Origin of the sequence: Microbulbifer sp. VAAF005 (assembly GCF_030012985.1) — a bacterium.
GTDB lineage: Bacteria > Pseudomonadota > Gammaproteobacteria > Pseudomonadales > Cellvibrionaceae > Microbulbifer.
Genome location: NZ_CP120233.1, coordinates 2347128 through 2372798, shown reverse-complemented (window position 1 = coordinate 2372798; position 25671 = coordinate 2347128). Strand labels below are relative to the sequence as shown.

The window sequence follows — 25671 nt, the reverse complement described above, 5'->3', positions numbered from 1 at the left end:
CCTTTTGCAATAACAGTAAAGGATTCTCCATGCGCCTCACCTTACACTTGGCCCGCCTGCTAGTGGCGCTACTGGCCATTACGGTTCTACCCGTCCAAGCCCAGGCCTCCGGTCTTTCAGAGCAGGAATTGCGCCAGCTGATGCAGATGGCAGAGTACATCGGTGTGGATTACCCGGAAGCGGTGGCAGACGGGGAGATCATTAGTGACGATGAGTTTGCAGAGATGCAGGAGTTCGCCTCGGTACTGATCGATCGCGGCGCACAACTGCAAGAGTCGCCCGAAGCGGCGATGATCCGCACCGAGGCGGATGCGTTGCAAGCGGCGATTCTCCGCAAGGCCAATGTGCAGGAAGTGCAAGCGCATACCGCCAAGTTGCGTCAGGGGCTACTATCTATCGCCCCCGAGCTATCTTTGCCCACTGCATTGCTGAATGTGGATGAGAGTCGCGCTATCTACCAGGCGCAGTGTGTTACCTGCCATGGTATTGAGGGTAGAGGGGATGGCCCCTTAGCGGCACAGTTGGAGCCGGCGCCTACAAACTTCTACGAGTTGGAGCGCGCTGAAAATCGCTCCCTGTTGGGCCTTTACGATGCTATCAGTAACGGTATCGATGGCACTGCAATGACCGCCTTCAAAAACCTGAATGAGCAGCAGCGCTGGTCCCTGGCATTTTATGTTGGCGGCCTGGCTTTCCAAGGTGAAGTGGGGGAGGGCGAAGGCGCTGAGCCGAGCTTGCAGGATATAGTGATGTACAGCCCCAATGTGCTGCAGAGTGATCGCCCGGAACTGTCCGGCGCGGCAGTTGGCTCCCTGCGTGCCGACCCCACACCCTTCTTTGCTGGTGAAGAGAGCCTCGGCACCCAGCCGATTGAGATAGCCCGTGCGCAACTGGAAAAGTCCCTGGTGGCCTACCAGGAAGGTAACTACGATCACGCCCGCACCCTAGCTATTAGTGCCTACCTGGACGGTTTTGAGATGGCGGAGAGTTCTCTGGATTCCCTCGATGCCGATCTGCGTAAAGCCACTGAGCGGGAGCTGCTGGGGCTGCGCAGTCAACTGAATGCCGATAGTAACCCCGAGCAAGTCGGGGCTCAGGTACAGGTAATTCTTGAGCAACTCGGGCGCGCCGAATCTTTAATGCAGGAGACAACTCTCTCTGCGGGTATACTGTTCATTGAAAGCTTGCTGATTCTTTTGCGCGAAGGCCTCGAGGCGCTGCTGGTTGTGATTGCACTGACAACCATCCTGGTCAAAACCGGTCGCCGCGATGCGTTGAAATTTGTACACTTCGGTTGGATCAGCGCCGCGGTCACAGGTGTTGTTACTTGGATTGCCGCGCAGAGTTTGGTTTCCATCAGTGGCGCCAGCCGGGAGGTTATGGAAGGAGTCGCAGCGCTTCTAGCTGCTATTGTGCTTTTCTATGTAGGTTTCTGGATGCACAGTAAAACACAGGCCGATCAGTGGCAGCAATATATCCAGAACAGCATCAACCGCAGCCTTAGCGCTGGCGCCCTGTGGGGCATCACCGGGCTCTCATTTGTCGCCGTATATCGCGAAATCTTTGAAACCATCCTCTTCTACCAAGCTTTACTGGTACAAACTGCTTCCAGCCAGTACAGCGCCCTGTGGGGTGGCCTCGCTGCTGGTGCGGTATTGCTGGTTGTATTGGGTGTTACTTTTGTGCGCTTCTCCGTGCGTCTGCCTATTGGCAAGTTCTTCTCTATGACGACCTATTTGCTGCTTTTATTATCATTCGTACTTGCCGGCAAGGCAGTCTCCGCACTGCAAGAAGCGGCGTGGATTGCAATTTCTCCGCTGCCGGTAAACCTCAGTTTTGACTGGCTGGGCATTAACCCAACTTGGCAAGGCGTTGGTGTTCAGGGGGCGATACTGGTTGCTGCTCTGTGGTTGTTGCTGAAAGGCAACCGCTCAGATTCCAGTTCTGCGAAAGCGGCCTAAGCGGACTTCGGGTACTCGCAACTTGTGGGTACCCTATTTTTGATAGCCTGCCTCCTGTTTATCCCTTTTTTCTCCTCTTTATTCGCCACCCTTGAGGATATCGGATAGCCGTTCTGGAGAAATTTCTGCAAGCGGTATTGAGCTGCCAACCTGCACTATTCTCTTCAGGTTTCGTTTATGGCCAAACGAACTTTGGAGTGATACCGGGATAAGAGGCAATGATGTGCCTTGAAAACTCTCCTTGAGTAGCGTGACTAGCTCCGCAATCTCTTTCCTGTTGCTTTCTTCAATCAAAATACACAGAAGATCCCTGTTGGCCTCCGCTTCTTGAATGGCAATGTGCTTTCTCTTGAGTTCTGAAGCTTCGTTTTCATAGTAGTTTTTTGGGAAATAGTCACTTTTTCGTAAAAGTGCATGAAGCCTTGGGCTGTTAATAATGGCGTCGCTGGGGATAAAGCGAATCTTGCGTTGTGTTGCTCCGCTAATAATAAATGGTGTTAGCAGGTTAGAGTAACGGGCAAGTAGAAGTGCTGAGCCTTCGGTGGGGATTTGCTCAAGTCTCTCATATTTTGTGCGCCTGGGCAGGATATAGGTTAGCCAAGTAAGGGTATCGAATAACATTACCGGCATTCGAAAAAGTAGGAGTACTAAAAGGGCGAAATTTAGTACGGCCAGCAGAGAAAATATTTGGGGAATTGTCATTCCCGCAGGCCCGAGTAACCCAATAATAGAAAAAGAAATAATGACTACAAATACGGCATTAAGGACATTATTGACAGAGATAACCTGCGCGCGAATTTGTTCTGCTGTCCTTTCCTGAATAATGGCGTATAGCGGTACGATAAAAATACCAGCGGCAACGCCGATAAAAGTCGTGATAAATAAGATGCTCAGTCCACCGTCACTCTGTAGAAATTGGCTAAGGGATGCGTTGGAGAGCATCTGATAGTTTCCCGATAGGATGCCCAACCAAAGTCCCGCCACAGTCATTCCCAGCCCGCCGGCTGCCACCAAGCCCAGTTCAATACGCCCGCGAGACAAGCTTTCACACATTAGTGAGCCTACAGCAACGCCAACAGTTAGGCAGCAGAGTAGTATCGTGATTATTGGTTCACTGGCGCCAAGCACATTTCTTACAAAACTGGGAACCTGGGTTAGATATGCCGTGCTAAATAACCAGAACCAGGAGTTTGCAATAATTGCGTAAAAAACTGTGGGTGTTTTAATCACTTCCCGCATAATTCTCAGGGTTTGGCTGATGGGGTTCCAATCTATTTTCAAATTGGGGGCTGAGGAAGGAGCGGGGGGATTGCCCTACTGGCGAGATAGCCAAGTACAGCGACAGTGACCATCACCAGGCTCAGATATAAAAGCCCTGGTTTTCCCTGGCCCACATCACCGGCGAGAAGGGTGCCGACAATTGTTCCAATAAGCACTCCGGAAAAGGATGCAACCTGGGCTAAGCCATTGCCTCCAAGCAATTCTGACTGTTTTAGGTGCTGCGGTAAGATGGCATATCTGACAGGGCTAAAGAAAGCTGTGTGGGTGGCAAAAAGTATTAATACGATAAAACTTAAAACTTGGTTGTCAGTGAGTAGTGCAACGGCCCCGAGGACACCGATTAGTATTTCGATGGCTTTAATAATTCTGATGACCCGACCCTTTTCATACTTATCAGCCAATTGTCCAGCGGTGAGTGAAAATAGAAAATACGGTATGAAATAGAGGCTACTGGCGAGGTTAATCAGTGTATTGGCTTCTGCTTTGGCTAAATGAAATGCCAGTAAGACTAGCAGGGAGTTTTTGAATAGATTGTCGTTAAAAACACTACCTAATAGTGAGAGAAACAGTGGCATAAAGCGGCGACTGGCGAGGAGCTTGAACTGGTTGCTTTGCGCCATGGTTAGGCCTTCGTCCCTATGCCGCCCTTAGCAGCTATGTATTTCTATTCTCGCTATCAGAATAGGTGATCGGAATGATTTAAGGAGGGGGCTGGCGTTGTGGGGCAGGAGAAGAATTTATGTGCCTACCAGTGAAGTAGGCACATACCCTTGTTGGTCAAGAAAAAGGGGCGGCTAGCGTTTCTCTCCGCGCAAGCCCAGCACCTGGCGGTATAGAGCCTCTGCCTTGGCACCGGCTGCTTCGACAGGCCTGCCGGCAACGACGCTCACCCGCGACCAAAAGCGCTTGGGCAATGTAGTGAAAGCATGGCCGTCTTTATGGCTGAAAAAGCTTCCCCAGAGACCTTGGAGGGCCATAGGAATTACAGGGACGGGGGTTCTCTCCAGAATTTTTTCTATGCCGGCTTTAAATGGCTGTAGTTCTCCGTCTTTAGTCAACTGGCCTTCGGGGAATATACAGAGAAGATCTCCATCTTTTAGCCCTTCCTCAATGGCTTGAAAAGCCTGTTCATACCCTTCAGGGTCTTTCTGCTTGGAGCAAATTGGAATTGCCCTGCCTGTTTTGAAGACGAAGTGCAAAATTGGGATTTCATAGATCGGCTTATACATAATAAAGCGGATAGGGCGGCGGACAGCACCAGCGAGTAGTAGTGCGTCGACATAACTCACATGATTACAAGCGATTAAGGCTGGTCCCTCTGCAGGTATCTGTTCAAGTCCCTGGTGCTTTACCCGATACATAGTGTGGGAAAGGGCCCAGATCAAAAATCGCATAGCAAATTCTGGCACTTTGGCGAACACAAAGATGGCGACAGCTGCATTCATAAGTGCAATAACAAGAAAGAACTGTGGAATGGTCGCGCCCAATATATTGAGGAACATAATTCCAAGCAGAGCCGAAACCACCATAAAGAGGGCGTTCAATATATTGTTTACAGAGATAATTTGTGCACGAATTGCCGGATCAGAACGGTCCTGAATCATGGTGTAGAGAGGGACTATGTAGAGGCCACCAAATATGCCCAGTAGCACCAGGCAACTGAGAATAGAGAATGCACCGTCAGTACCTAGAAATGCGGTAAAGCTGGCTTCGTGGAGTTCGGTGAAGTTCCCCCCGACAATACCCAGAGCAATGCCACTTATGGTTAGGCCAGCCGCGCCAACAGGCACTAAGCCAAGTTCAATAAATCCACTGGATAGGCGCTCGCAGATTAAAGACCCAATGGCAATACCAATGGTAAAACTGCAGAGCAGCAATGTAACCACTGATTCACTGCCACCTAGGACATTCTTGGTAAAACTGGGAATTTGTGTCAGATACGCGGCCCCCATTAACCAAAACCAAGATATTCCAATAATGGAGTAGAAAATTGAGGGAGTATTCGCGCTGGCACGGAGTATTTTATGGGTTTGAGTAATGGGGTTAGGGTTTATTTTGAGATTGGGTGTGGGGGCTGGCGCTGTGGGGATTGAGCGGCTGGCCAGATATCCCAGGGTAGCTGCGCCCATAATTACCAGGCCTAAGTAAAGGATTCCCTGCTGACCTTGGCCTGAGAGGCCCGCAAGTAGGCTACCGACAATTGTTCCCGTCAAAATGGCCACAAATGTCCCCATTTCCACCAGAGCATTGCCCCCTATCAGTTCGGAACGCTTCAAGTGTTGAGGGATAATCGCGTACTTCACCGGGCCAAAAAAGGCGGACTGTATGCCCAGGAGAAAGAGCACAGTTAAACAGAGTGCGTTGCTTCCGCTAAAAAGGGCGAAAACGCCCAGTGCACCGATACCGATCTCCCCTAGCTTAATCCAGCGTATCAACCTCCCCTTGTCGTATTTGTCTGCGATCTGACCGGCGGAGGCAGAAAATAAGAAAAAGGGAAGAATAAACAAACCAGCAGCCAGATTAATTAGTGCGTTCGCTTCACTTTCCACCAGGCGAAAGGCGATCATGACAATTAGGGCATTTTTATAGACATTGTCATTGAAGGCGCCCAGGAATTGGGTGCAGAAGAACGGCAAAAAGCGGCGGCTAGTGAGAAGATGAAACTGAGACTGGTTAGCCATTGGCAACTCTCTTCTTATTTAAGTGAGCTAATGGTAAGTCATACTGCCGACGGGAGGTATCCCCCGTGATAGTGGGTACATTGGTACGATAGATTAGGGGTTGTTGAGGGAGAGGTAGAATTGTTCGAGGGGAAACCTGGCCGCATGGGCGGCCAGGTGAGGGCACCGATTTACCAGACAGTTACCCTTTCCTCTTCAGGCAGGTACATACCATCGCCTTCCTTAATATCGAATGCTTCGTAGAAAGCATCGATATTTGGCAGTACGCCTTTCACACGATATTCAGCGGGGGAGTGGCTATCTACCTTCAAACGGCCACTGAGGGCTTTATCGCGCATCTTGCTGCGCCACACCTGAGCCCAGCCCATAAATACCCTTTGATCGCCAGTAAAGCCGTCAATAACAGGTGCTTCTTCTCCATCTAAAGACATTTTATAAGCTTTATAGGCAATTCCCAGGCCTGATAAATCGCCAATATTCTCGCCCAGGGTCAGCTCGCCGTTGATGTGCTCACCCTCAAGCGGCTCGTAGGCGTTGTACTGAGATACGAGCTTGCTGGTCAGCTGCTCAAAATTGTCACGATCGGAGTCGGTCCACCAATTGTTGAGATAGCCGCGCCCATCAAATTTACTGCCTTTATCATCGAACCCGTGCCCAATCTCGTGGCCGATCACACCGCCGATACCGCCGTAGTTGACTGCATCGTCTGCACTCATATTGAAGAATGGTGGTTGTAGAATGGCTGCGGGAAACACAATTTCATTCATGGCTGGGTTATAGTAAGCGTTCACTGTTTGTGGGCTCATACTCCACTCGCCGCGGTCGATAGGTTTGCCTAACTTATTACGCTCATAAGAGGATTCAAACAGTTTGGCTGCGAGTACATTACTAACCAGGTCGTCGGTGCTAACAGTTAAATCACTATAATCACGCCATTTATCCGGGTAACCAATTTTGGTGGTGAAATTGTTAAGCTTAAATAGAGCCTGCTTTTTTGTATCCTTACCCATCCAATCGAGGGATTCGATAGAATCGCGATATGCGGCTTTGAGATTGTCAACCAGTACGATCATGCGCTCTTTAGCTTCGGGCGGGAAGTGTTTTTCTACATAGCGCTTACCGACCAGCTCGCCTACAGAGCCATTGACGAATTGCACGCCGCGTTTCCAGCGGGGTTCCATCTGTTCGATACCGTGAACAGTGGTGCCATAGAAGTTAAAGCGCAGTTGTGCGATTTCGTCATGCATGTAGGGCGCCATTGCATTGAGTACTTTAACTTTCAGATAGCGCTTCCAGGTTGCCAGTTCAGTATTGGCAATAATCTCATTGGCCGCTTCCAGGTACTCAGGCTGGCCGACAATAAAACTATCCGCCTTCTTCAATTGAGCTTTGGCCAGGTAGCTGTCCCAATTTACAACGGGCATTAGCTCTTTAAGTTCAGCAACAGTTTTCTTGTTGTAATACTTTTCCGGGTCTCGGTTATCAACGCGGCTGCGATGGTGTTTTGCCAAGCTTTCCTCAAGTTTGAAGATCTTGTTGGCAAAGTCGTCAGCTTCTTTAAGTCCTGCGAGATCTTGAAGATCAGTGAGGTAGGTTACATAGGCTTCGCGGAGTTTCTTACTCTTCTCAGTGTCCTCGAAGTAATAGTCGCGATCAGGGAGTCCAAGGCCTGCCTGCCACAGAAAGGTCATGTAGTTTTCTACTTGTTTCAGATCCTGCCAGATACTTCCACCAAATGGTACATCGTAGCCGACGGTATCCGCATAGGCGAAGAAATCGGTAAGATCCTTGCGGTTTTTAATTGCATCGACTTTGGCGAGTTCGCCGGATACAGCGGAAAGGCCTTTTTTCTCGATCAGCTTTTTATTCATAAAGCTGTTGTAGAGATCTCCGATTTGCTTGGCATCGGGGTCCTTGGCTCCTTGGCTGGTTTCCATAATCAGAGCTTTGACTTGCTCGGTACTTTGATCTCTCAGAATAGAGAATCCCCCCAGCGGGACTTGTCCGCAGGGATCTCAGTATTCTTCAGCCAAGTGCCATTTACATAAGCAAAGAAGTCGTCCTGGGGACGCACACTGGTATCCATGGCATTTAGGTCAATACCTGAGGAGAGCTTTACCTGTTCAATGGAAGCTTTACTGTTAGTGTGGTCATGAGCGACTGCGAAGAGGGGAGCCTGGACTCCGATCAGGGTACCAGCGATAGCGAGTGGTAATAGTAATTTTTTCATCTTTGCTCTTTTGGCTGAATGTCCGTAGAGCATACTAAAAGCAGGGGGAGCCTGGGCAAGGGGGCTGCGCCTAGCGGGGGATAGGGGGTGTTGAAGTGAGTTGAACTCTCCAAGCCCTGTTGAGCAGAGCTTGGAGTTTAGGTGTCTTACTAGTCTGGTAAGCGGAATGTGATAGGAATTGAAAAATTGTAGCTATCAGCACCTAATTGCATAGGTACACCAGGGTAAGGCTCCGCTCGGCGAACGGCAGCTTGGGCTTCTCGGTTGAGACTGGAGAAGCGGGACTCCTGGATCGGTTGGATATCTATCAACTGTCCCTGGGAGCCGATCGTCACATTTAAGCGAACACTACCTTCCTGGCCTCGTTCTTGGGCCCTTTTGGGGTAGCGAATGTAACGGAAGGTGTGGCGCAGTAAGCTGGAATGATAGATTTGACGTGCTAGGATCATATCAGCTGTCAGTGGAGCTTCTTCCTCATCTTCCATCATATCTTCTGTATCGGCAGCTAATGCCGGGCCACCTTCAGGGGGTAGGGTAATCAGTTCAACTTCATCCTCAGCCTGTGTGGGAGCAACTTCCTCCAGTTGTGGATTCTGCTCATTTGCCCCTTCAGGACTTCCTGTACCAGATGGCACTGCAGCCGCAGGGGCGGTTGCCGCAAGGGCTAGCGTAGGAGGGGGCAGATCGGCTATTTGAATAGCAGGTTTCGGTACTGAGGTTTCAGCTGGAGCTTCCTCGACTGCTGCGGTTTCGGCTTCCTCTCGGCTTATTTTCTTGAGCTGTAATTCTGCAACTCGCTCACTTGTCGGGGCGAGGGACTCGAAAGTGGTTACCAGATTGCCCGAGACTTGGCCTGCTGATAGCAATCCATCTTTGAAGTCGGTGGATGGGGGGACAGGACCAATCCAGGCTCGAAGCAAGGTATTGAAGAAATCCGGGTCAGCAATCTCTCCAAGGCGAATACTGTTAAGGGAGATTGTTGTCGAGCCGGTATCGGCGGCGAACTCGATACTCAATTGATCACCGTGAGCAAAGCGCCCGTTAAACAGATTGGCAAAGGTCACCATGTTTTCTGCCTGACCGCTGAGCGTATCGCCCCGGTTGTTAATGGCAATGGCTTCCATCCATTGATTGCGGAGTCGCCGCGCCGGCAGACTTTTGGTGATAACACGAACCTCCAAGCGCCGAGGAATGTTGTTATCGAGTAATGTAGTGGAGTCTCGGGTCAGGCTTTCAGAGTAAATTGCAGCGATATAAATATCTTTATTAAACTGCTTTTCTAGTGCTAGACCATTTAAAAGTGGTGCTGCTTTTGCGGCCAGAGCAAATGTAACCACCCAAAGAGAGAGGACAATTTTTATCGATTTCATTGTTCTACGGTGTCTCAGTAGCAAGAGCAAAATGTTCCGCTATGTAAGAATTCAGGGGCCCCAACCCCAATGCACACAAGTCAGATTAAAAAGTGCGCGCCCAAAGCTTGTGGGAGTACAATGTGCTACCCACTGCGCTTAACTCTACTGTAACTGGAACTGAGTTCAACCCTGATAGGGACAGACTGTCCTCATTCGCCCAAGATAATGGGGCTGTAAAGAAACGATTATCACACCTATAAACAGGTGTGATAGGTCGATATCGTTTAGAATGGCGCTTTGCAGAGTGGCTGAGGTCACTCTTTGCTCGAAAATGGAATAGTTTTCACTAAATTTGAATTGTGCATGGAAATTAAACCTCTTAGTGAGTATCCACGGGATGCTGTGGATCGTCTTCTCAATGTCATTCACCTATTTCGGGATATTCGTGCCTCAAGTGAGTGGCAATACGATGTATTGCTAAAGCGCTCCCGGTTGGTCAGTCTTCAGTCGGGTGAACAGCTGCTGCGTGCGGGGGATGTGGATCAATGGGTCTACTTTTTGTTACGCGGCGAGTTACATGTGAAGGTGAATAGTCCCTCAGCTGAGGAGGCATCGGGAAATGAGCGTCCTTTGGCGGTCATACGCCCGGGAGAGTTGTTTGGTGATTTGTCGATGCTATTAGCGGAGCCCCGTAGTGCCGATGTATTTGCCGCGAATAATAGCCAGGATACTCAGGTTCTGGGCGTTGATTGTACACTGTTTGGTGACCTGGAAGACTTATCACTTTTACAGTTGCCAGCAAAACTGGTTTTCTATCGCAATATGGTGCATTCATTGCGTTGGAAACTGGAGGTCTATAGGTCCAAGTATCCGGGGCATCAGTTGGCGAATAGCCATAGAAAGCTGAAACTTTATACAGGACCAAAAAATAGCCGGGAAGAGTTAATTGCCTTAGCAGAACAGGCGAAAGCTTTGGCTCAAATTCTGCTCGACTGGAATGCGGAGTTTGGTTCTGGTGAGCTGGTTGATGATGAATCCGACATGCTTGGATTTCTGGAATCTATGCTGTCGTAGAGATTTCCCGTTCAAACCAAGGGCGGGAGAATTATTCCCTCGCTCCTGACTGCTCTCCCTCCTCTTTGTACTTATTTTTATTGGCACATGTGTACACCTTTCTTTAGGGGGGACTATCTGCTGATTCCAGTCTAAATTTGTAGATCACTCGTATATTTCATTTGCCCGACATTAACCACGTATTTATTGACAGAATTCGAGTAGGACACAGCGGAGCTTTTTATATGTCGCTGTGATTGTGTAAAAATCGCTTCGCTTCAGTTGTTATCGCAGATCCCTTCGATTGGATTTAAGACCCCTTTTGCGATGGCGCATCATTGCCCAACAGGTTTAGTAAGTTATGAATGTATTGGCATCAATCTGGTCAAGGCGCAATTACCGGATGGCAATTATTGTTTCGGTGATCGCTATTTTATGGCTGCTGAGTGGGCAGTTATTCTCCGATGCAGAGGATGAGCAGTCAGAATCTAAAGAGGTAACTGCCAAGAAGCCAGAGCCTGAATTGCGAATTCAAGCCCAAATCATTGAGTCCAGCCCATACGCCACTCAGATACTAGTGAATGGGCGCACTGAGGCTAACCGGCATGTACGTTTGCGCGCTGAACTGGATGGCATTATTGCTGCACTTCCAGTTGCGGAAGGGCAGACAGTTAGACAAGGGGATGTCATTTGTGAAATCGAGGCTGAAGATCGTATTGAGCAACTGGCATTAGCTGAAGCGGCAAAACGTAAAGCAGAAATAGACTTTGCCGGTGCTGAGAAACTTAAGAAAAAAGGATTGCAGTCGGATACAGCAATGGCCCAGCAGCAAGTTGAGCTTGCCCGAACCAAGGCGGAGTACACACGTGCCAAAGTGACGGTAGAGAAACTGCAAAGTCGTGCACCATTTGCTGGAGTAGTGAATAGCCGAGCGGTGGAGCTGGGAGATTTTATTCGCCGGGGAGAGGAATGCGCGACCATTCTTGACTTGGATCCCATCTTAATTGTTGGCGAAGTTTCAGAGGATCAAGTGGGGAGCCTTGTTGAGGGAGGGCCGGCCAGAGCCCAATTACAAAGAGGGCTGTTAGTAGACGGATACCTCCGTTATATCAGTCAACAGGCGCAGGAAATTACTCGGGCTTACCGAGTGGAGGTAGCAGTAGATAATCCAGGTAATCAACTTCCCGGAGGTTTGAGTGGTCAGCTGGTCCTCCCGACCGGTGAAATTACGGCCCACCATATTAATGCCTCTCTACTCACGCTGGATGATAGCGGTGAATTGGGGGTGCGGACTCTTAATGATAAAAACCAAGTGCAATTTATCAATGTTTCATTGGTTGGGGATGGTGATGGCGGCGTCTGGGTTTCTGGACTGCCCGACACAGTCACTCTGATTACTGTGGGACAAGAATATGTCACTACGGGAGATTTGGTTCGTGCGGAAATACTGAAAACTGGGGAAGAGTTTTCCCGGGAGAACCAAGCGAAGGAAGCTTCCCCAGTAGATTCCGCTGAGGTGACTCCGGTATCCGAAACTTCAGTGATTCCCAAGGGGGATTCGCGATGAAGCTGTTGGAAAGCGCTATTCAGAGAAATCGCAGCACAATATGCCTGATGCTGCTGATTGTTTTAATTGGCATAGTTGCTCGGGCAGCGATGACAATTGAATCAAGCCCTGAGGTGAACCCCCCATTTGTAATTGTACAGGTCACTCACGAGGGAATTTCCCCAGAGGATGGTGTACGCCTGCTGGTCCGCCCTCTGGAGAAGGAAATTCGTGCGGTGGAAGGGGTTGTCGAGGTGATTGCTGTCGCCCGGGAATCCCTTGCATATATCGTGATTGAATTTGATTCTGCCATTGGTGTAGATGATGCCGTCGATGATATTCGCAATGCTGTAGAGCGGGCCAGGGCTGAGCTGCCCCGGGATGCCGACGAACCCACTGTGGAGGAAGTATCCGCTCAACCTTTCCCCACCATCGTCGTTACCCTATCCGGCGAGCAAGTGAATGAACGGGTTTTGCTGCGCTCAGCTGAATTGCTTAAGCGGAAGATAGAGAGTATCCCTGAGGTGCTCGGCGCAGATCTCCATGGTAATAGGGAGGAGGTCGTTGAGGCAGTGATTGATCCGGTGCGACTGGAGCACTATCAAATCACCAGTGCGGAGTTAATCAACGCGGTATTGGGGAACAATCTGTTAATTCCTGCAGGGGAGCTGGAAACCAATCGGGGCCGTTTTTCAGTGAAAGTCCCTGGGTTGATTGAGACCGCTCAGGATGTTTATGAAATTCCGCTCAAGAAGTCACGCGATGGGGTTGTGACCTTGGGTGCTGTTACAGATATTCGCAGAACCTTCAAGGATGCAGTGAGCTACACCAGTATCAATGGTCGCCCGGGGCTCGCTATTAATGTTGAAAAGCGCAACGATGCCAGTTCTGTCGATGTCGCAGATCGAGTCCGGGAAGTTGTTCAGGCTGAATTTGGTGTTTTGCCACAGGGAATTATGGTTGAGTTTGTTTTTGACCAATCTGATTTCGCACGGGATATGGTCAGTGAGATGCAGGGAAACATCCTGACCGCGATGCTACTGGTAATGATTATTGTCGTTGCCGCGCTCGGCTTTCGCTCGGGAATTCTGGTGGGGCTGGGAGTGCCCTTCTCTTTGCTGTTTGGTTCCATCATCACCTGGTATCTGGGTTATTCGTTTAACTTTATGGTGATGTTCGGAATGTTGCTGGCCCTCGGTATGTTAATTGATGGCTCCATTGTGATTACCGAGTTTGCCGATCGGAAAATGGCTGAAGGCTTGTCAGCAAGGGAGTCCTATATTGCATCAGTCAGCCGGATGTTCTGGCCGGTAGTTGCCTCAACGGCGACTACCCTTGCGGCATTTTTGCCGATCATGCTGTGGCCTGGAGTGGTGGGAGACTTCATGCGTTACCTGCCCGTTACAGTGTTTGCAGTATTGGCGGGGTCACTCTTGTACGCCCTGTTTTTTGCTCCTGTGCTGGGTTCACTGTTTGGCAAAAGCGCAATGGATGCCTCAACTCGTAACTACCTGAGCCAGTTAGAGGATGGCTTACCTCGAGCCCTGCCTGGAATTACCGGCTGGTATGCGCGTATTCTTGAGAAGGTTCTTCAGCGCCCCCTGGGAGGGTTCTTAACCACTATTGCCATTCTGGTTGCCATCTTTATTGGCTTTGTCAATTTTGGTGCGGGTGTTGAATTTTTCACGGATACAGAAGAGCAATATGGCAATGTAGAAATTAGGGCCCAGGGCAATTTGTCCATGGAGGAGAAAAAAGCCCTGGTGGTGCAAGTGGAAAGAGCCGTGCTTAGTGTGCCTGAGGTCCGAATAGCTCACACTACTATTGGTTCTGGCGGAATTTCTGGAAATTCTGATCGTTCCCCAGATCAAATCGCCAATATGTTAGTGGAGCTTTATCCCGCAGAGGAACGCGAGCGGCGGAGCCGCGACATTTTTGCTGATATCCGTTCCCGCACCTCAGATTTTGCTGGAATTAAAGTAACCGCAAATGTAATGGAGGGAGGACCGCCGGTAGGCAAGGATATTGTTCTGGAGTTGCGCAGTCAGAACTATGAGCAGCTACTGCTGGAAACCTGGCGGCTGCACCGTGCAATGGAGGAAATTGGCGGGTTGCGAGATATTGTAAACACCGCGCCACTACCAGGTATCGAGTGGGAAGTGAAAGTCGATCGAGCGAAGGCTGCTCTATATGGTGCCGATCTAACTGAAGTTGGTAGGGCGGTGCAGTTGGTTACCAATGGCGTCCGGGTTGCAGAATATCGACCCGATGATACGGATGAAGAAGTAGATATACGTATCAGGTACCCCAGAAGTGCCAGAGGCATAGCCGCGCTCGATCAGCTAAAAGTTAATACCGTGCAGGGTACCGTTCCGATTAGCAGTTTCGTACATACGGAAGCCATGCCCAAGGTCGATAAGATTGAGCGAATCGACGGAATTACTCGCATGCAAATTAAGGCTGATGCGCAAGAGGGGATTCTGCCGGATGACAAAGTGAAGGAAATAAGGAAGTGGTTGCAGACTAATCCGGTGGATAACCGGGTTGAGCTGCTATTCCGTGGGGCGGATGAGGAGCAGAATGAGTCTTTTCAATTCCTCGGCATAGCCTTCCTCCTGGCTCTGTTTTTAATGTTTATCCTGTTGGTAACACAGTTCAACAGTTTCTATCAGTCTTTATTGGTACTTTCATCTGTGATTATGTCCACTTTGGGGGTGATGCTTGGTCTGCTAATAACACAAAGCACCTTCAGTGTGATTATGACTGGGGTGGGTATTGTGGCGCTGGCTGGAATCGTGGTGAACAATAATATTGTACTGATAGATACCTATAATTTCGTGCGTATGAATGAGCCGAGCCTCACGCCAACGGAAGCAGCAGTAAAGGCATCGACACAGAGGTTGAGACCGGTCTTTTTGACAACGGCAACAACTATCCTCGGGTTGTTGCCCCTGGCGCTAGGCGTCAGTGTGGATATGGTCGGACGCAATATTGTTGTCGACGGAGTGATAGCCTCTTTTTGGGTGAAGCTAGCCAGTGCAATTGTTTACGGGCTTACCTTTTCCACTTTGCTGACGTTATTGGTCACACCCATTATGTTAGTACTACCGGGCCGCTCCAAGAAGAGGGGTAATCCAGAGGGGGTTATTGAGTCGGTAGCAAGTTAGTGACGGTTATATAAGTACTGTAATCATAATTAGTGATCACAAAATTCGGGGGCTTAGGCCCCCGTTTTTATAGCGGGGAATTTATGAATAAGGATAAATGGCCGAATGAAGTTTTAGAGCGTAGTGGACAGCTTAAGGAGAGTTTATCGGGGCCGTTTAAGGAGCTGTTGCGTGAGCATCAATTACCATGCGATTTCCTCCAGGTACTCGAACAACTTTTTCTTCCCCTCGGAGTTTGGGTACTGACTCGCCATAAGCGCAGTAATCCATTAATAATTGGGGTTAGCGGGGGGCAGGGTACCGGCAAGTCGACCCTGGCAGATGTGTGGCAATGTATTTACCAGGCGATGGGCTATCGCTGCTGTGTTTTGTCTCTGGATGATATCTATTTAACTCTGGAACAGCGCCGCAAGCTGGCTACACAGGTACACCCTTTACTCGAAACTCGTGGTGTGCCGGGAACCCATGATATCGGCTTGGGAATCAGCACGCTCAAGGCCCTATGTGCGGCCTGTAGTGATTCTGCTATCGCATTACCTAGGTTTGATAAAGGACGTGATGATCGGGTCCCTAAGCACTTGTGGCCCATATTCAGGGGGCAAGTTGATGTTGTTATCTTCGAAGGATGGTGCCTAGGGGCCAAGCCTTCAGAAGAGCATGAAGGAGCGCTCAATGAACTGGAGTGCAGGGAAGATAGTACTGGCGAATGGCGAAACTATGTTAATCAACAGTTGGAAGATCCTTATCGAGATCTTTTTTCGCTTATCGATGTATGGGTGATGCTCAAAGCGCCGAGTATGGAATGTATTGTTGAATGGCGTAAGTTACAGGAACATAAACTCAGGGTTCGCTCCGGAATGGGGATGACAGATCAACAAATTGTTCAGTTTGTACAACACTACGAAAGAGTGACGCGGAGCTTACTAGAGGATATGCCGGGCTGGGCAGATTGTATTATTGAGTTGAGGGAGGACCATCAGGTGAAGGGCTTGTGGATGCAGTAAGATCTGTTTAAACCCTGGCGAAGCCAGGGTTTAAACTAACTGAATAAATCAGTTTTGCTTTAGCGCTGGCTTACTTAGCCTTGGGCGGACGACCGCGACCGCGCTTTACAGGAGCAGCTTCAGTTGCTGCTGCGGCTGTGGTTTCTGCTTTTTTGGGGCGCCCTGGCTTTTTCTTAGCGGCTTCCGCTTTTGCTGGGCGACCGGGCTTCTTTTGTGCGGATTCTGCCTTAGGTGGGCGGCCACGACCGCGTTTTACAGGAGCAGCATCAGTTGCTGCAGCGGCTGCGGTCTCTGATTTTTTGGGACGGCCTGGCTTTTTCTTAGCGGCTTCAGCTTTTGCTGGGCGACCGGGCTTCTTTTTGGCTTCAGTGGCGTCTTTTTTGGGACGGCCGGGCTTTTTCTTGGCTTCTTCAGTCTTAGCGGGACGACCAGGCTTTTTCTTGGCTTCTTCAGCTTTAGCTGGGCGGCCGGGCTTTTTCTTAGCTGCGGTGGCTTTCTTCTTGTCAGCAGCAGCGGCTTTTTTAGCGGCAGCAGCAGTTTTCTTCGCTTCGGCAGCGGCTTTCTTCTTTTCAGCAGCAGCCAGTTTCTTAGCTATAGCAGCTTCTTCTTTAGCGACGATCTTAGCTACCTGAGAAGCCAGCTTGTTGGCGGCTTTGATTTCAGCCAATGCATCTTTGGCTTCAGTTGCGGCAGTTTTGGCTTCAGTTGCGGCAGTTTTAGCTGCAGCGGCGGCTTCACGCGCTTTTTTCAGCTGTTGCTGTTGAGCAGCAGTCTTTTTCTTAGCTCTAACAGTCGCTACTTTATCTTGAGTAGTTTTTGCTTTAGCGGCAGCCTTCTTGGCACTGTTTGCCAATTTCTCGGCTTTGACAGTCAGGTCTTTTTCCTGCTTAAGGCGGGCAGTTTCCAGTTTAGCGGTAAGGGAGCGTAGCTCCGCTTCCATTTTTGCGACGTCGCTGGTAGCGACTTGAGCAGCTTTTTTAGTAGCCATTTAAATATCCCTGCAAAATGAATTGTTTTAGTAAGTGGGGGCATTCCTATCAATTATTCTCAGCCATCTTTAACGGAATTAGGCACCGTCCAAGATGCATGTTTTCGGCAGAAAACAATTGATAGTGAGTCCCCCCAAGCTAGCGGCGCTAATTGCAGCTTATTTGTATACCTAATTGCAAGTCCTTTAGATGGTTTTTTTCTATTTAATGTAAAAAAAATGGCTTTTTTTTACATATTTTTCAAATGGGGGCCGTTTGAACTGTGTTTTTGATCTTTTTGGGAACTTGAAAGCACTCATTACTGGTGATTCTTTAACTTCAATATTCCTTGTATCAAGTCAGTATCTGTGGCGTTAAATAGTTGAGTAATTTTGTAAGCTTTATGAACCTGTTGGTTTAGTTGTTTTGGCTTTTATAGTTGGATTTTGATAGTGGCAGATAGTTTCTGTTCATCAATTAACAGAGAGCCGGATTAACAAAACTTAACTGCGAGCTTTAGCCTGCGACAAATAGCAGGCAACTTCCATAGCTGGTTGTGTAACCTTGCGTATTGAAGTGTGATATTCAAATTGCGGAAAGTTGGCAAGTGTCAAGCTGTCAGAGACAGCTTGAGTCCTATTGCCGTACCCTGGTATTTAGTAAGGAATTAAAAACTGGGGGAGAACTCACACTCATGTACGGGATCTAGTGCCCCGTATATAAGTACCAACCGGTTGGGGTATTTGGGGGCTTGGCTGCCGGGATCTGCCATTACTGCTGCGAGGTTTACTTTTACATGGCGGAAAGTAAACCAGTGATAAATCTAGTTATAACCATGTATATAATGGGACGGAACTGTATTAGTTTGTGCTCTTCAGTCGAGGTCTTTTTAATTACCGAGAAAGCGAGCGCTTGGTCTCCAGTCATTTGTTTTGCTATCACGTGACATCCCTGCTAGTCATAAAAGGAGTAGAGGGCAGTTATTCAGAGGCAAGTAATACCAGAAGCTATTTGAATGCAGTCCTGATTATCCGTACGTTGATCAACAATCTTAATGATATTTTTATGGGCAATGCTTCTGCTTTGGAGTGGCTGCTCTTACCAAAGGCAACCTTATGAGTTTTGCAATGGGAGAGGGGGAGAGGACTGACCCAGTAACAGAATATCTCTGTCACTGGGGTGATATGGAGTCAATCGTGTAGCTTTATAGTGGCCCGTAGGGCAAATAACGATTGTTGGAATTCTGGCGAATCCATAACAGTTGTTCTTTTGTTAATGGCGTCGAGCGTTGCTTGAGTACTTTGGCGAGGGGAATTACTGCAGACTCAGCGCCGGCGTCCCAGCCTGGCAGATTCATTTCTGCCAAGGTAAAGAAGCGAATCAGTTGCCACAGCTGGGCACTGTTCCAATGTTCGCTCTCTTCGATCCAGTGTTGGAAGGGAAGGCGAATAAGTGTGGAGGGTACTTTTTCAAACGCCCCTACTGATTCTGTAAAAGGTTTATCTGACTCTGCAATTTCGATAAGTCTGAGCAACTGCTCCCTGTTGAATTCTTCACTAGTTTCATTCTGTGGGCCACTTACCTGTGGCTCCCAGGCTCCTACGCTCATACTTACTCCTTATAAAGGTCCGGTTTCTTGCTGCTGCATTATAGCGAGGGGGGCGTTCAGGGGGATCTTACTCTAGATAATAATGAATAAAGCGGTCTCTGAATTAATCCACAGTATTTCTGTGAACCTAATGAATCGTCTTGTAGTAATTTGGGAGGTCTATTTAAGGAAGTTAGGTTGCGATAACTGGGACTAAACCTACGGGAAAATAAAATCTATAGATGCTTATTTGAGATACTATAGAAGAGACTCTTGATATTGAGGTTCTAATGGAATTTATTGCTAAGGCACTGCCGGCGACAAAGCGAGTGGCTCTGGTAGCCCATGACAACCGTAAAGATGCCATGATTCAGTGGTGTCTCAGGCATCACGAGTTGCTCAAACAACACCAGTTATTGGCTACGGGCACTACTGGTGGAAAGATTGAGGATGCGACGGGTTTGAGTGTTGAAAAGCTCTTAAGCGGCCCCCTGGGAGGGGATCAGCAGCTCGGAGCGAGGATTAGTGAGGGGCAGGTGGACTTGCTGATTTTCTTCTGGGACCCCTTTGAACCCATGCCCCATGACCCGGACGTCAAGGCTCTACTGCGTATTGCCGCAGCATGGAATATCCCTGTGGCTTGTAACCAGAGTAGTGCAGATATGGTGATACAGTCACCTTTGATGGACCAATCCTTCGAGCATGAGGTGCCTGACTATCACAGCTATCTAGCAGGACGTTAGTCGGAATTTTTGCTTAAAATTTGATCTTTTTAATTGGTTTGATTCTGTAACTGATTGATTTTTAAGGTTTATTTATCTGTGTTATCGCTCGCACTTGCAATGCTTGCGAAATCGCGGCAATCTTGCCCACCAGATTAGACCGGTCAATCCGGCACCCCTGATATTTGAAAATTGCACGGTGTTTTATGAGTAGACGACGCGGAAAGGCCGTAGAAGAAGAAAAGGCGGATATCGATCTGACGCCCATGTTGGACGTTGTGTTTATCATGCTGATCTTCTTTATCGTGACTGCTTCATTTGTTAAAGAAAAGGCGCTGGACGTGAATGTGCCTGATCCGAATGAGACTACCCAGACTGACCCAGATCCTACCAAGCAGAATATTCTGTTGGTGGTCAGCGCAAATGATGAAATCACCACGGCGGATGGCAGCCGTATTGACAGCCGTGCGGTACGAGCCCGTATCGCTCAAATGTATGCGGAGAACCCGCAGGCAATGGTGATCGTGCGTGCGCACAACAAGTCCAGTGCGGATACTTACGTACAGATTGCGGATGCTGCGAAGGAAGTGAGCCTGGGTATTCAGGTCTCCCTGGTACCTTACGAGGAATAAATTTCCCGGTGAGTTACCTGCGCTTAAAAAGCCAGCATATTGCTGGCTTTTTTCGTTTGTGAATTATGATTTTGAACTGGTCATAAATTGGGGTACTTAAGTGCCCCTCAAATAAAATTCGATATCAGAATTCTGAACGAATTGCCCAGAGGTCGGGGAAAACCGGTCTAAATAGGGTTCCCTGTAAATAGCCTACCCCGCTTGAGCCACCAGTCCCCATTTTCCTGCCAATTGTTCGCTCGACCATTTTTACATGTCGGTAACGCCACTGTTGTAACGAAGTATCGATGTCTACCAGAGCCTCACAGATTTCACTTACCAGCGGATCATTTCGATAGATATCGATCAGTATTTTCTGGACGGCTGAAGAAGGCTCCGCAACTTGGCTAAAATCCCTTTCAAGCTCAGTAATAGGTACCTTATGCCCCTCGTGAACCAAAAAGTTTAGGAAAGCATCCCAAAGGGTCGGCGCCTCAAGACGCTTCATCAAGCGCTGGTAGTGCTCTGAGCCAGGGGTATAGTTTTCCAGCTTTTTCGGGTCCTTGGCTCCATAAAGAAATTCCAACTCGCGAAATTGGTACGACTGAAAACCACTAGCTGTGGATAGCCGATCGCGGAAAGACATAAACTCCAGTGGGGTGAGGGTTTCCAGGATATCGACCTGTTGAATCAATGTACGATAAACCGTGTCGACACGCTTTAGCGTATGCAAAGCGCGATTGCGATCCCCTGCATTGAACAGTCGCACCAGGAAATCCAGTTCATGCAACATTTGCTTGAACCAGAGCTCGTAGCTTTGATGAATAGTAATGAAAAGTAGTTCGTCGTGCTCGGGGCCATCGGAAAGAGGTTTCTGGCACTGCAAAAGCTCGTCTACTTTTAGGTAAGAGCTATAAGTTATTGTCATAGTCAGCTGCTTCCTGAGTGTGTTTTGACCAGTTACAAAATAATGCTCTCTTTAGCCGGTGTGGATCAAAACAAAAATTACGGCAAAGTGATTAATATTAGACCCATTATAAAGCCCGGAGCTCTTTGAATGGAAAACCCTGCACAAAACCTACGTGTCAATGGCTCTCGCCTTTGGAATAGCCTGATGGAAATTGCTGAGATAGGTGCGACCCCAGCGGGTGGATGCAATCGACAAGCACTGACAGATGAAGACCGTGCAGGGCGCGACCTTTTCGTGCGCTGGTGCCGAGATATAGGCTGTGAGGTCAGAGTGGACCAGATGGGCAACATTTTTGCCCGTCGACCGGGAGCAGATAACAGCTTGCCTGCGGTAGTGACTGGTTCTCATTTGGATACCCAACCCACGGGTGGCAAATTTGACGGTGTATATGGCGTACTTGCCGGCCTGGAAGTTCTGCGCACTGTAGAAGATCAGGGCATCAGGACCAAGGCCCCGCTAGAGGTGGTTGTATGGACTAATGAGGAGGGGGCACGCTTCTCTCCTGCAATGGTAGGCTCTGGGGTTTGGGCTGGCGAATTTAGCTTGGAGTATGGGCACAGCCGCGCGGACAAATCGGGTATCACCATCGGTGAAGAGTTGGAGCGGATCGGTTATCTAGGTAGTGAGCCCGCTCAGCCGAGGGTTATTAAGGCTTCATTTGAAGCGCATATCGAGCAGGGTCCAATTCTTGAGAAGCAGGATCAAGTTATTGGTGTTGTTACCGGCGTGCAGGGCATTCGTTGGTATGACGTAACTTTTTACGGGATGCCTTGTCATGCTGGCCCCACCCCGATGGAGGATCGCCGCGACCCAGTCCAGGCAATGTCTCTTTTATGTGAGCGCCTGTATCGCGAAGTTCGAGAGTATTCAGAAGATGCACGTATGACTTGCGGGGATCTAAGGGCGGCGCCGGGTAGTCGCAACACTGTTCCCGAAGAGGTTGTATTGGCACTGGATCTACGACACCCCTTGCCCGAAGGGCTAAACCACCTGCATGAAGCTTTGTATAAAGCAGCTGAAAAAGTGCAGGAACAGACGGGTACCAGAATAGATATCCGCGAAGAGTGGTACTCACCTCCAGTCGCCTTTGATACGCATTGCATTGATTCGGTTAGCAGTGCTGTGCAGACCTTGGGGTATAGCAATCGCAAGATGGTCTCAGGTGCTGGGCACGATTCTGTATACGTCTCCCGAGTTGCCCCTGTCTCTATGATCTTTGTGCCCTGTAAAGGAGGGCTGTCGCACAATGAGGCGGAGTCGGCTGAACCAGATCACCTGGAGGCAGGTTGTAATGTGTTGCTTCATGCAATGATAAACAGTGCGGAATTGGTATAGGTAGCAGTTAAGGTAGTGCTTCTGCGATCTGCAGGCGATGCACTGTCTTTGTTTCGGCATAATTGATAACAAGTTGGAATATAGGCGAATGGGTAATTTTACTTTGAAGTACCGTCAGGATAACGGCGGTACGGCCCCCCTGAGTGAGTGGGGGATGGATTCAGAATACGGTGTGCTGCGGGATGTTCTAATTGGACCTGTGGATAACTTCAGTTGGCGCACTGGCAATGCGAGTGCACGACGTGCTGAGCGTCTTGGGATGAAGTTTGATCACAAGGTGGCAGTGGCACAGCATGGAGAAATGCTCGATGCCTACCGCCACGCGGGAGTGAAAACGCACCTAATTCCAGCGGACAGCACATTGCCCTACCAAATTTACGGTCGCGATTCTTCGGTAATGACCCCTTGGGGGCCTATCGTGACTCAGATGTTCAGCCCTTGGCGCCGTGGTGAGTGGGCGCCCATAGTGAAGAAATATGCAGAGCTGGATATCCCTATTTACGACATTATCACCGCAGGCTCTCTGGAGGGCGGTGATTTTATGGTGTTAGAGCCCGGCGTCATTCTGTGTGGCTACTCCGGCGAACGCACCAGCCCGCAGGGGTTTGAGCAGATGAAAAGTTGGGTGGAAAAAGAGGGCTGGGAAGTTAAAGGCTACCAGTTCGATCCGTTCTTCCTGCATATTGATGTGATGGTAGCCATGCTTGCGGAAAAGCTGGCAGCGATTTGCATTGATGCCGTTGAGCCGGAGCTGGTGCAGTGGTTTAAAAGCCGAAATATAGAGATTATCGATATTCCCTTCCCGCAGGTATTGGAACTTGGAGTGAATGTCGTTGCCCTGGGGAACGATCGAGTGATGCTGCCTAAGACCAATACTGGGCTGGCGGAGAAGTGTCGCGCACATGGTTTGGAAGTTATCGACCCAGATATTTCTATGATCACTCCGGGGGGCGGTGGCGTTCATTGCATGTGCCAACCTCTGCGCCGGGATTCAGCCAATAAAGTTTGATTACTGTTGCTGGTTACCTAGAGGGCCCGGTCACTGGTGACCGGGTTAATCCCGTCAACGAAAGTGGTTGATTAGGAACTCGAACCTCTGGGAGTAGCGGTTAATATGAATCTCCTAAATAGATGGCCTACAGCGGATTAAAAGTGGCTTCCGTTGGGGTTCCATAATTAGGCTACTGAAGTAGCCCAATCTACTTCTTACCCCGGAGAACAATATGCAAAGCGAATGCGCTGAAATTCAGGCTCAGCTTAAGGACCGCATCCTCGAGATTACGATTAATCGACCCGGGCGCAAAAATGCCCTGACTATGGCCATGTATACCGCGATGGCAGGGTTATTGAATAGCGCAGCTACAAACCCGGATGTTCGCGTCGCGATTATTACCGGTGCTGAGGGCATATTCACCAGTGGTAACGACCTGACAGATTTCCTGGGCGGCTCTGCCGAAGGGGAGGAGTCTCCGGTTTTCCAGTTTATGAGTGCTCTTTACCACTTCCCCAAGCCGGTAGTTGCAGCTGTTAATGGCCCCGCAGTAGGTATTGGTACGACCATGCTGTTGCATTGCGACCTGTCTTTTGCTGGAGACGACGCCATGTTCCAGATGCCGTTTGTGGACCTGGGGCTGTGTCCAGAGTATGGCTCCAGCTACTTATTGCCCAGGATCGCCGGCCATGCTAAAGCTTCTGAACTATTACTGTTGAGCAAGCGTTTTAGTGCTCAGGAAGCCGTTGAGATTGGTATCTGTAATGCCGCAGTGGCGCCAGAACAGGCCATAGTTCGAGCACGTGAAGCCGCAGCTGAGTTAGCGAGGAAAGCTCCGGCCGCCCTGCGTTTAACTAAGCAGCTTTTGCGCAGAGCAACTCAAGAGAAAGGGTTAGAGTTTATTCAAGAGGAAGGCCGCTACTTTAAGGAGCGCCTCGCCTCTGATGAGTTTAAAGAGGCTGCTATGGCCTTTATGGAGAAGAGACCAGCGGACTTCTCCAAGTTTGATTAAGTAAAAAAGGCCGCGCTATGCGGCCTTTTTTTGATTTCATTTTTAACGATCCCTATGTCCCCGGGAAAGATAATTAACGGCTCTGTCGGGGTGGTCGGTAAAGAGACCGTCAATGCGCAGTTGATATACAGCGAAATGCAGGAAGTCCTCGAAGCTTTCAAATTCTTCGGGAACCTTGCCTGTATCGGCGCGGAAGGTGTAGGGGTGAACCTCTAGTTGTCTGCGGTGTGCCCGGCGGACAACACTGTTAGCCCTTGGTTGGCCATCCGTCACTTCCATTAACATAGGATACCAGGGGCCAATCCCATCTGCGTAGGTGGCGATTTTGTGCAAGCCCTCCTGTTGCAGCATCCAGTCATAATTGTACTTTTCAATTTCTCCATTCACTTCGACCAATTTTTCCCCCCAGTCGGTGGCGGCGATCAATTGAACTAATGATAGATCCATCCCCATGGAGGGCATTAGTTCAAATTTAATTCGCTGGAGCTCTTCTGCGTCAAAGCACTGGAAGAAAACTTTGTGATCGCGATCGGTATAGCCATATTTCTTGAGTGATTGCAAAGCTATAGAGGCAATATCTTTTCCTTCCCAGTGATGGAAGTAGGGTTTTTTAATCTCCGGGTAGATGCCAATATCGTAGCCCAGGGATCGGTTAAGCCCCTGGATCAATTCCAGTTCTTCCTCAAAGGTGGATAGCTTAAAGCTAGATTTCCATATTGGAAATCTCTCAGGGTATTTTGCTTGAAGTCCATCCTCACTATCTATGAAGGGCTCTGATACCTGAAGCTGTTTAAGTTCGGCCAGGGTAAAATCGATAGTGTAAAAGTGACCATCATCGCGAGCGCGCTGGGGAAAAACGTTGGCGACATTAGTTACGCTATCTAGATAAATATCGTGCATTACGATCAAGTGATCATCTTTGCTGAGTACCAAATCTTGCTCGATATAGTCTGGACGCATACCGTAAGCCAGCGCTTTGGATTCGAGGGTGTGTTCAGGTAGGTAGGCTGAGGCACCTCTATGAGCTACCACAATAGTTTGTTTATTTCTCTGATCAAAGTTGTCCGCGCAGGTTAGTGTTGCGGCTATAGAAAAGCCAATCAACACTACTGATAGAATGTTTTTTAACATGTGATAAAGGCCCGTGATGAATTGTGGGGCACTTTCTAGCAGAGAAATATGACAGGGATATAACTGAA

Annotated in this window: 19 protein-coding genes and 1 pseudogene; 10 read left to right on the top strand and 10 right to left on the bottom strand. The window is 49.1% G+C overall.

From position 1 onward, the window contains the following. Positions 1-29 precede the first annotated feature (29 nt). A complete protein-coding gene (locus P0078_RS10445; protein WP_282934316.1) occupies positions 30-1961 on the top strand; it encodes a cytochrome c/FTR1 family iron permease in 1932 nt (643 codons plus the stop codon). Positions 1962-2039: 78 nt separating this feature from the next. On the opposite strand, the gene P0078_RS10440 is transcribed toward P0078_RS10445, so the two are convergent. The 6 genes and pseudogenes from P0078_RS10440 to P0078_RS10415 form a co-directional block, all read right to left on the bottom strand. Further along, on the bottom strand, positions 2040-3242 hold the full coding sequence (locus P0078_RS10440) for an acyl-[ACP]--phospholipid O-acyltransferase (protein ID WP_282934315.1): 1203 nt from the start codon (positions 3240-3242) through the stop codon (positions 2040-2042). After that, positions 3239-3862: an MFS transporter gene (locus tag P0078_RS10435; protein WP_282934314.1), complete on the bottom strand. Its 624-nt coding sequence runs from the start codon at positions 3860-3862 to the stop codon at positions 3239-3241. Before P0078_RS10435 ends, P0078_RS10440 begins: the two co-directional genes overlap by 4 nt. 174 nt (positions 3863-4036) lie before the next feature. Further along, positions 4037-5923 (bottom strand): MFS transporter, encoded by a 1887-nt coding sequence (locus P0078_RS10430; RefSeq protein WP_282934313.1) that lies wholly within the window; start codon positions 5921-5923, stop codon positions 4037-4039. A 170-nt stretch (positions 5924-6093) separates the two neighbouring features. Next, positions 6094-6690: a M13-type metalloendopeptidase gene (locus P0078_RS24580; RefSeq protein WP_353057070.1), complete on the bottom strand. Its 597-nt coding sequence runs from the start codon at positions 6688-6690 to the stop codon at positions 6094-6096. A 234-nt stretch (positions 6691-6924) separates the two neighbouring features. Beyond that, a pseudogene (locus P0078_RS24575) lies at positions 6925-8009 on the bottom strand (M13 family metallopeptidase); the annotation flags it as partial. Positions 8010-8302: 293 nt separating this feature from the next. Further along, a complete protein-coding gene (locus P0078_RS10415) occupies positions 8303-9523 on the bottom strand; it encodes a TonB family protein (RefSeq protein WP_282934310.1) in 1221 nt (406 codons plus the stop codon). A gap of 345 nt (positions 9524-9868) precedes the next feature. On the opposite strand from P0078_RS10415, the gene P0078_RS10410 reads away from it, so the two are divergent. The 4 genes from P0078_RS10410 (at position 9869) to P0078_RS10395 (ending at position 16275) form a co-directional block, all read left to right on the top strand. Next, on the top strand, positions 9869-10579 hold the full coding sequence (locus tag P0078_RS10410) for a Crp/Fnr family transcriptional regulator (protein ID WP_282934309.1): 711 nt from the start codon (positions 9869-9871) through the stop codon (positions 10577-10579). A 382-nt stretch (positions 10580-10961) separates the two neighbouring features. After that, positions 10962-12125 (top strand): efflux RND transporter periplasmic adaptor subunit, encoded by a 1164-nt coding sequence (locus tag P0078_RS10405; protein WP_282934308.1) that lies wholly within the window; start codon positions 10962-10964, stop codon positions 12123-12125. Continuing rightward, entirely contained in the window at positions 12122-15271 is a 3150-nt protein-coding gene (locus P0078_RS10400) for an efflux RND transporter permease subunit (RefSeq protein ID WP_282934307.1), read from the top strand. Before P0078_RS10405 ends, P0078_RS10400 begins: the two co-directional genes overlap by 4 nt. Before the next feature lie 83 nt (positions 15272-15354). Next, positions 15355-16275, top strand: a complete 921-nt coding sequence (locus P0078_RS10395; protein WP_282934306.1) for a phosphoribulokinase — start codon at positions 15355-15357, stop codon at positions 16273-16275. A gap of 70 nt (positions 16276-16345) precedes the next feature. Here P0078_RS10395 and P0078_RS10390 read toward each other — a convergent pair whose 3' ends face one another. Together P0078_RS10390 and P0078_RS10385 are read right to left on the bottom strand one after the other, a co-directional pair. Continuing rightward, positions 16346-17263, bottom strand: a complete 918-nt coding sequence (locus P0078_RS10390) for a hypothetical protein (protein ID WP_282934305.1) — start codon at positions 17261-17263, stop codon at positions 16346-16348. A 1184-nt stretch (positions 17264-18447) separates the two neighbouring features. Next, positions 18448-18852, bottom strand: a complete 405-nt coding sequence (locus P0078_RS10385) for a hypothetical protein (protein WP_282934304.1) — start codon at positions 18850-18852, stop codon at positions 18448-18450. Positions 18853-19121: 269 nt separating this feature from the next. Here P0078_RS10385 and P0078_RS10380 point away from each other — a divergent pair, with 269 nt between their 5' ends. Both P0078_RS10380 and P0078_RS10375 read left to right on the top strand, forming a co-directional pair. After that, a complete protein-coding gene (locus P0078_RS10380) occupies positions 19122-19574 on the top strand; it encodes a methylglyoxal synthase (RefSeq protein ID WP_282934303.1) in 453 nt (150 codons plus the stop codon). Positions 19575-19759: 185 nt separating this feature from the next. Beyond that, positions 19760-20185 carry an ExbD/TolR family protein gene (locus P0078_RS10375; protein WP_282934302.1) on the top strand — a complete coding sequence of 142 codons (426 nt, stop codon included), beginning with the start codon at positions 19760-19762 and terminating at the stop codon, positions 20183-20185. 124 nt (positions 20186-20309) lie between these two features. On the opposite strand, the gene P0078_RS10370 is transcribed toward P0078_RS10375, so the two are convergent. Further along, positions 20310-21092, bottom strand: a complete 783-nt coding sequence (locus P0078_RS10370; protein WP_282934301.1) for a tryptophan 2,3-dioxygenase — start codon at positions 21090-21092, stop codon at positions 20310-20312. Positions 21093-21221: 129 nt separating this feature from the next. On the opposite strand from P0078_RS10370, the gene P0078_RS10365 reads away from it, so the two are divergent. From P0078_RS10365 to P0078_RS10355, 3 genes are all read left to right on the top strand, one after another. Beyond that, the gene (locus P0078_RS10365; RefSeq protein ID WP_282934300.1) at positions 21222-22469 is read left to right on the top strand and encodes a Zn-dependent hydrolase; all 1248 of its coding nucleotides are present in this window, start codon (positions 21222-21224) and stop codon (positions 22467-22469) included. Positions 22470-22557: 88 nt separating this feature from the next. Then, the gene (locus P0078_RS10360; RefSeq protein WP_282934299.1) at positions 22558-23478 is read left to right on the top strand and encodes a dimethylarginine dimethylaminohydrolase family protein; all 921 of its coding nucleotides are present in this window, start codon (positions 22558-22560) and stop codon (positions 23476-23478) included. Positions 23479-23692: 214 nt separating this feature from the next. Next, positions 23693-24472: an enoyl-CoA hydratase gene (locus P0078_RS10355; RefSeq protein ID WP_282934298.1), complete on the top strand. Its 780-nt coding sequence runs from the start codon at positions 23693-23695 to the stop codon at positions 24470-24472. A gap of 42 nt (positions 24473-24514) precedes the next feature. Here the strand turns inward: P0078_RS10355 and glpQ are convergent, their stop codons facing one another. After that, the gene (glpQ, locus tag P0078_RS10350; RefSeq protein WP_282934297.1) at positions 24515-25603 is read right to left on the bottom strand and encodes a glycerophosphodiester phosphodiesterase; all 1089 of its coding nucleotides are present in this window, start codon (positions 25601-25603) and stop codon (positions 24515-24517) included. Positions 25604-25671: the final 68 nt, after the last annotated feature.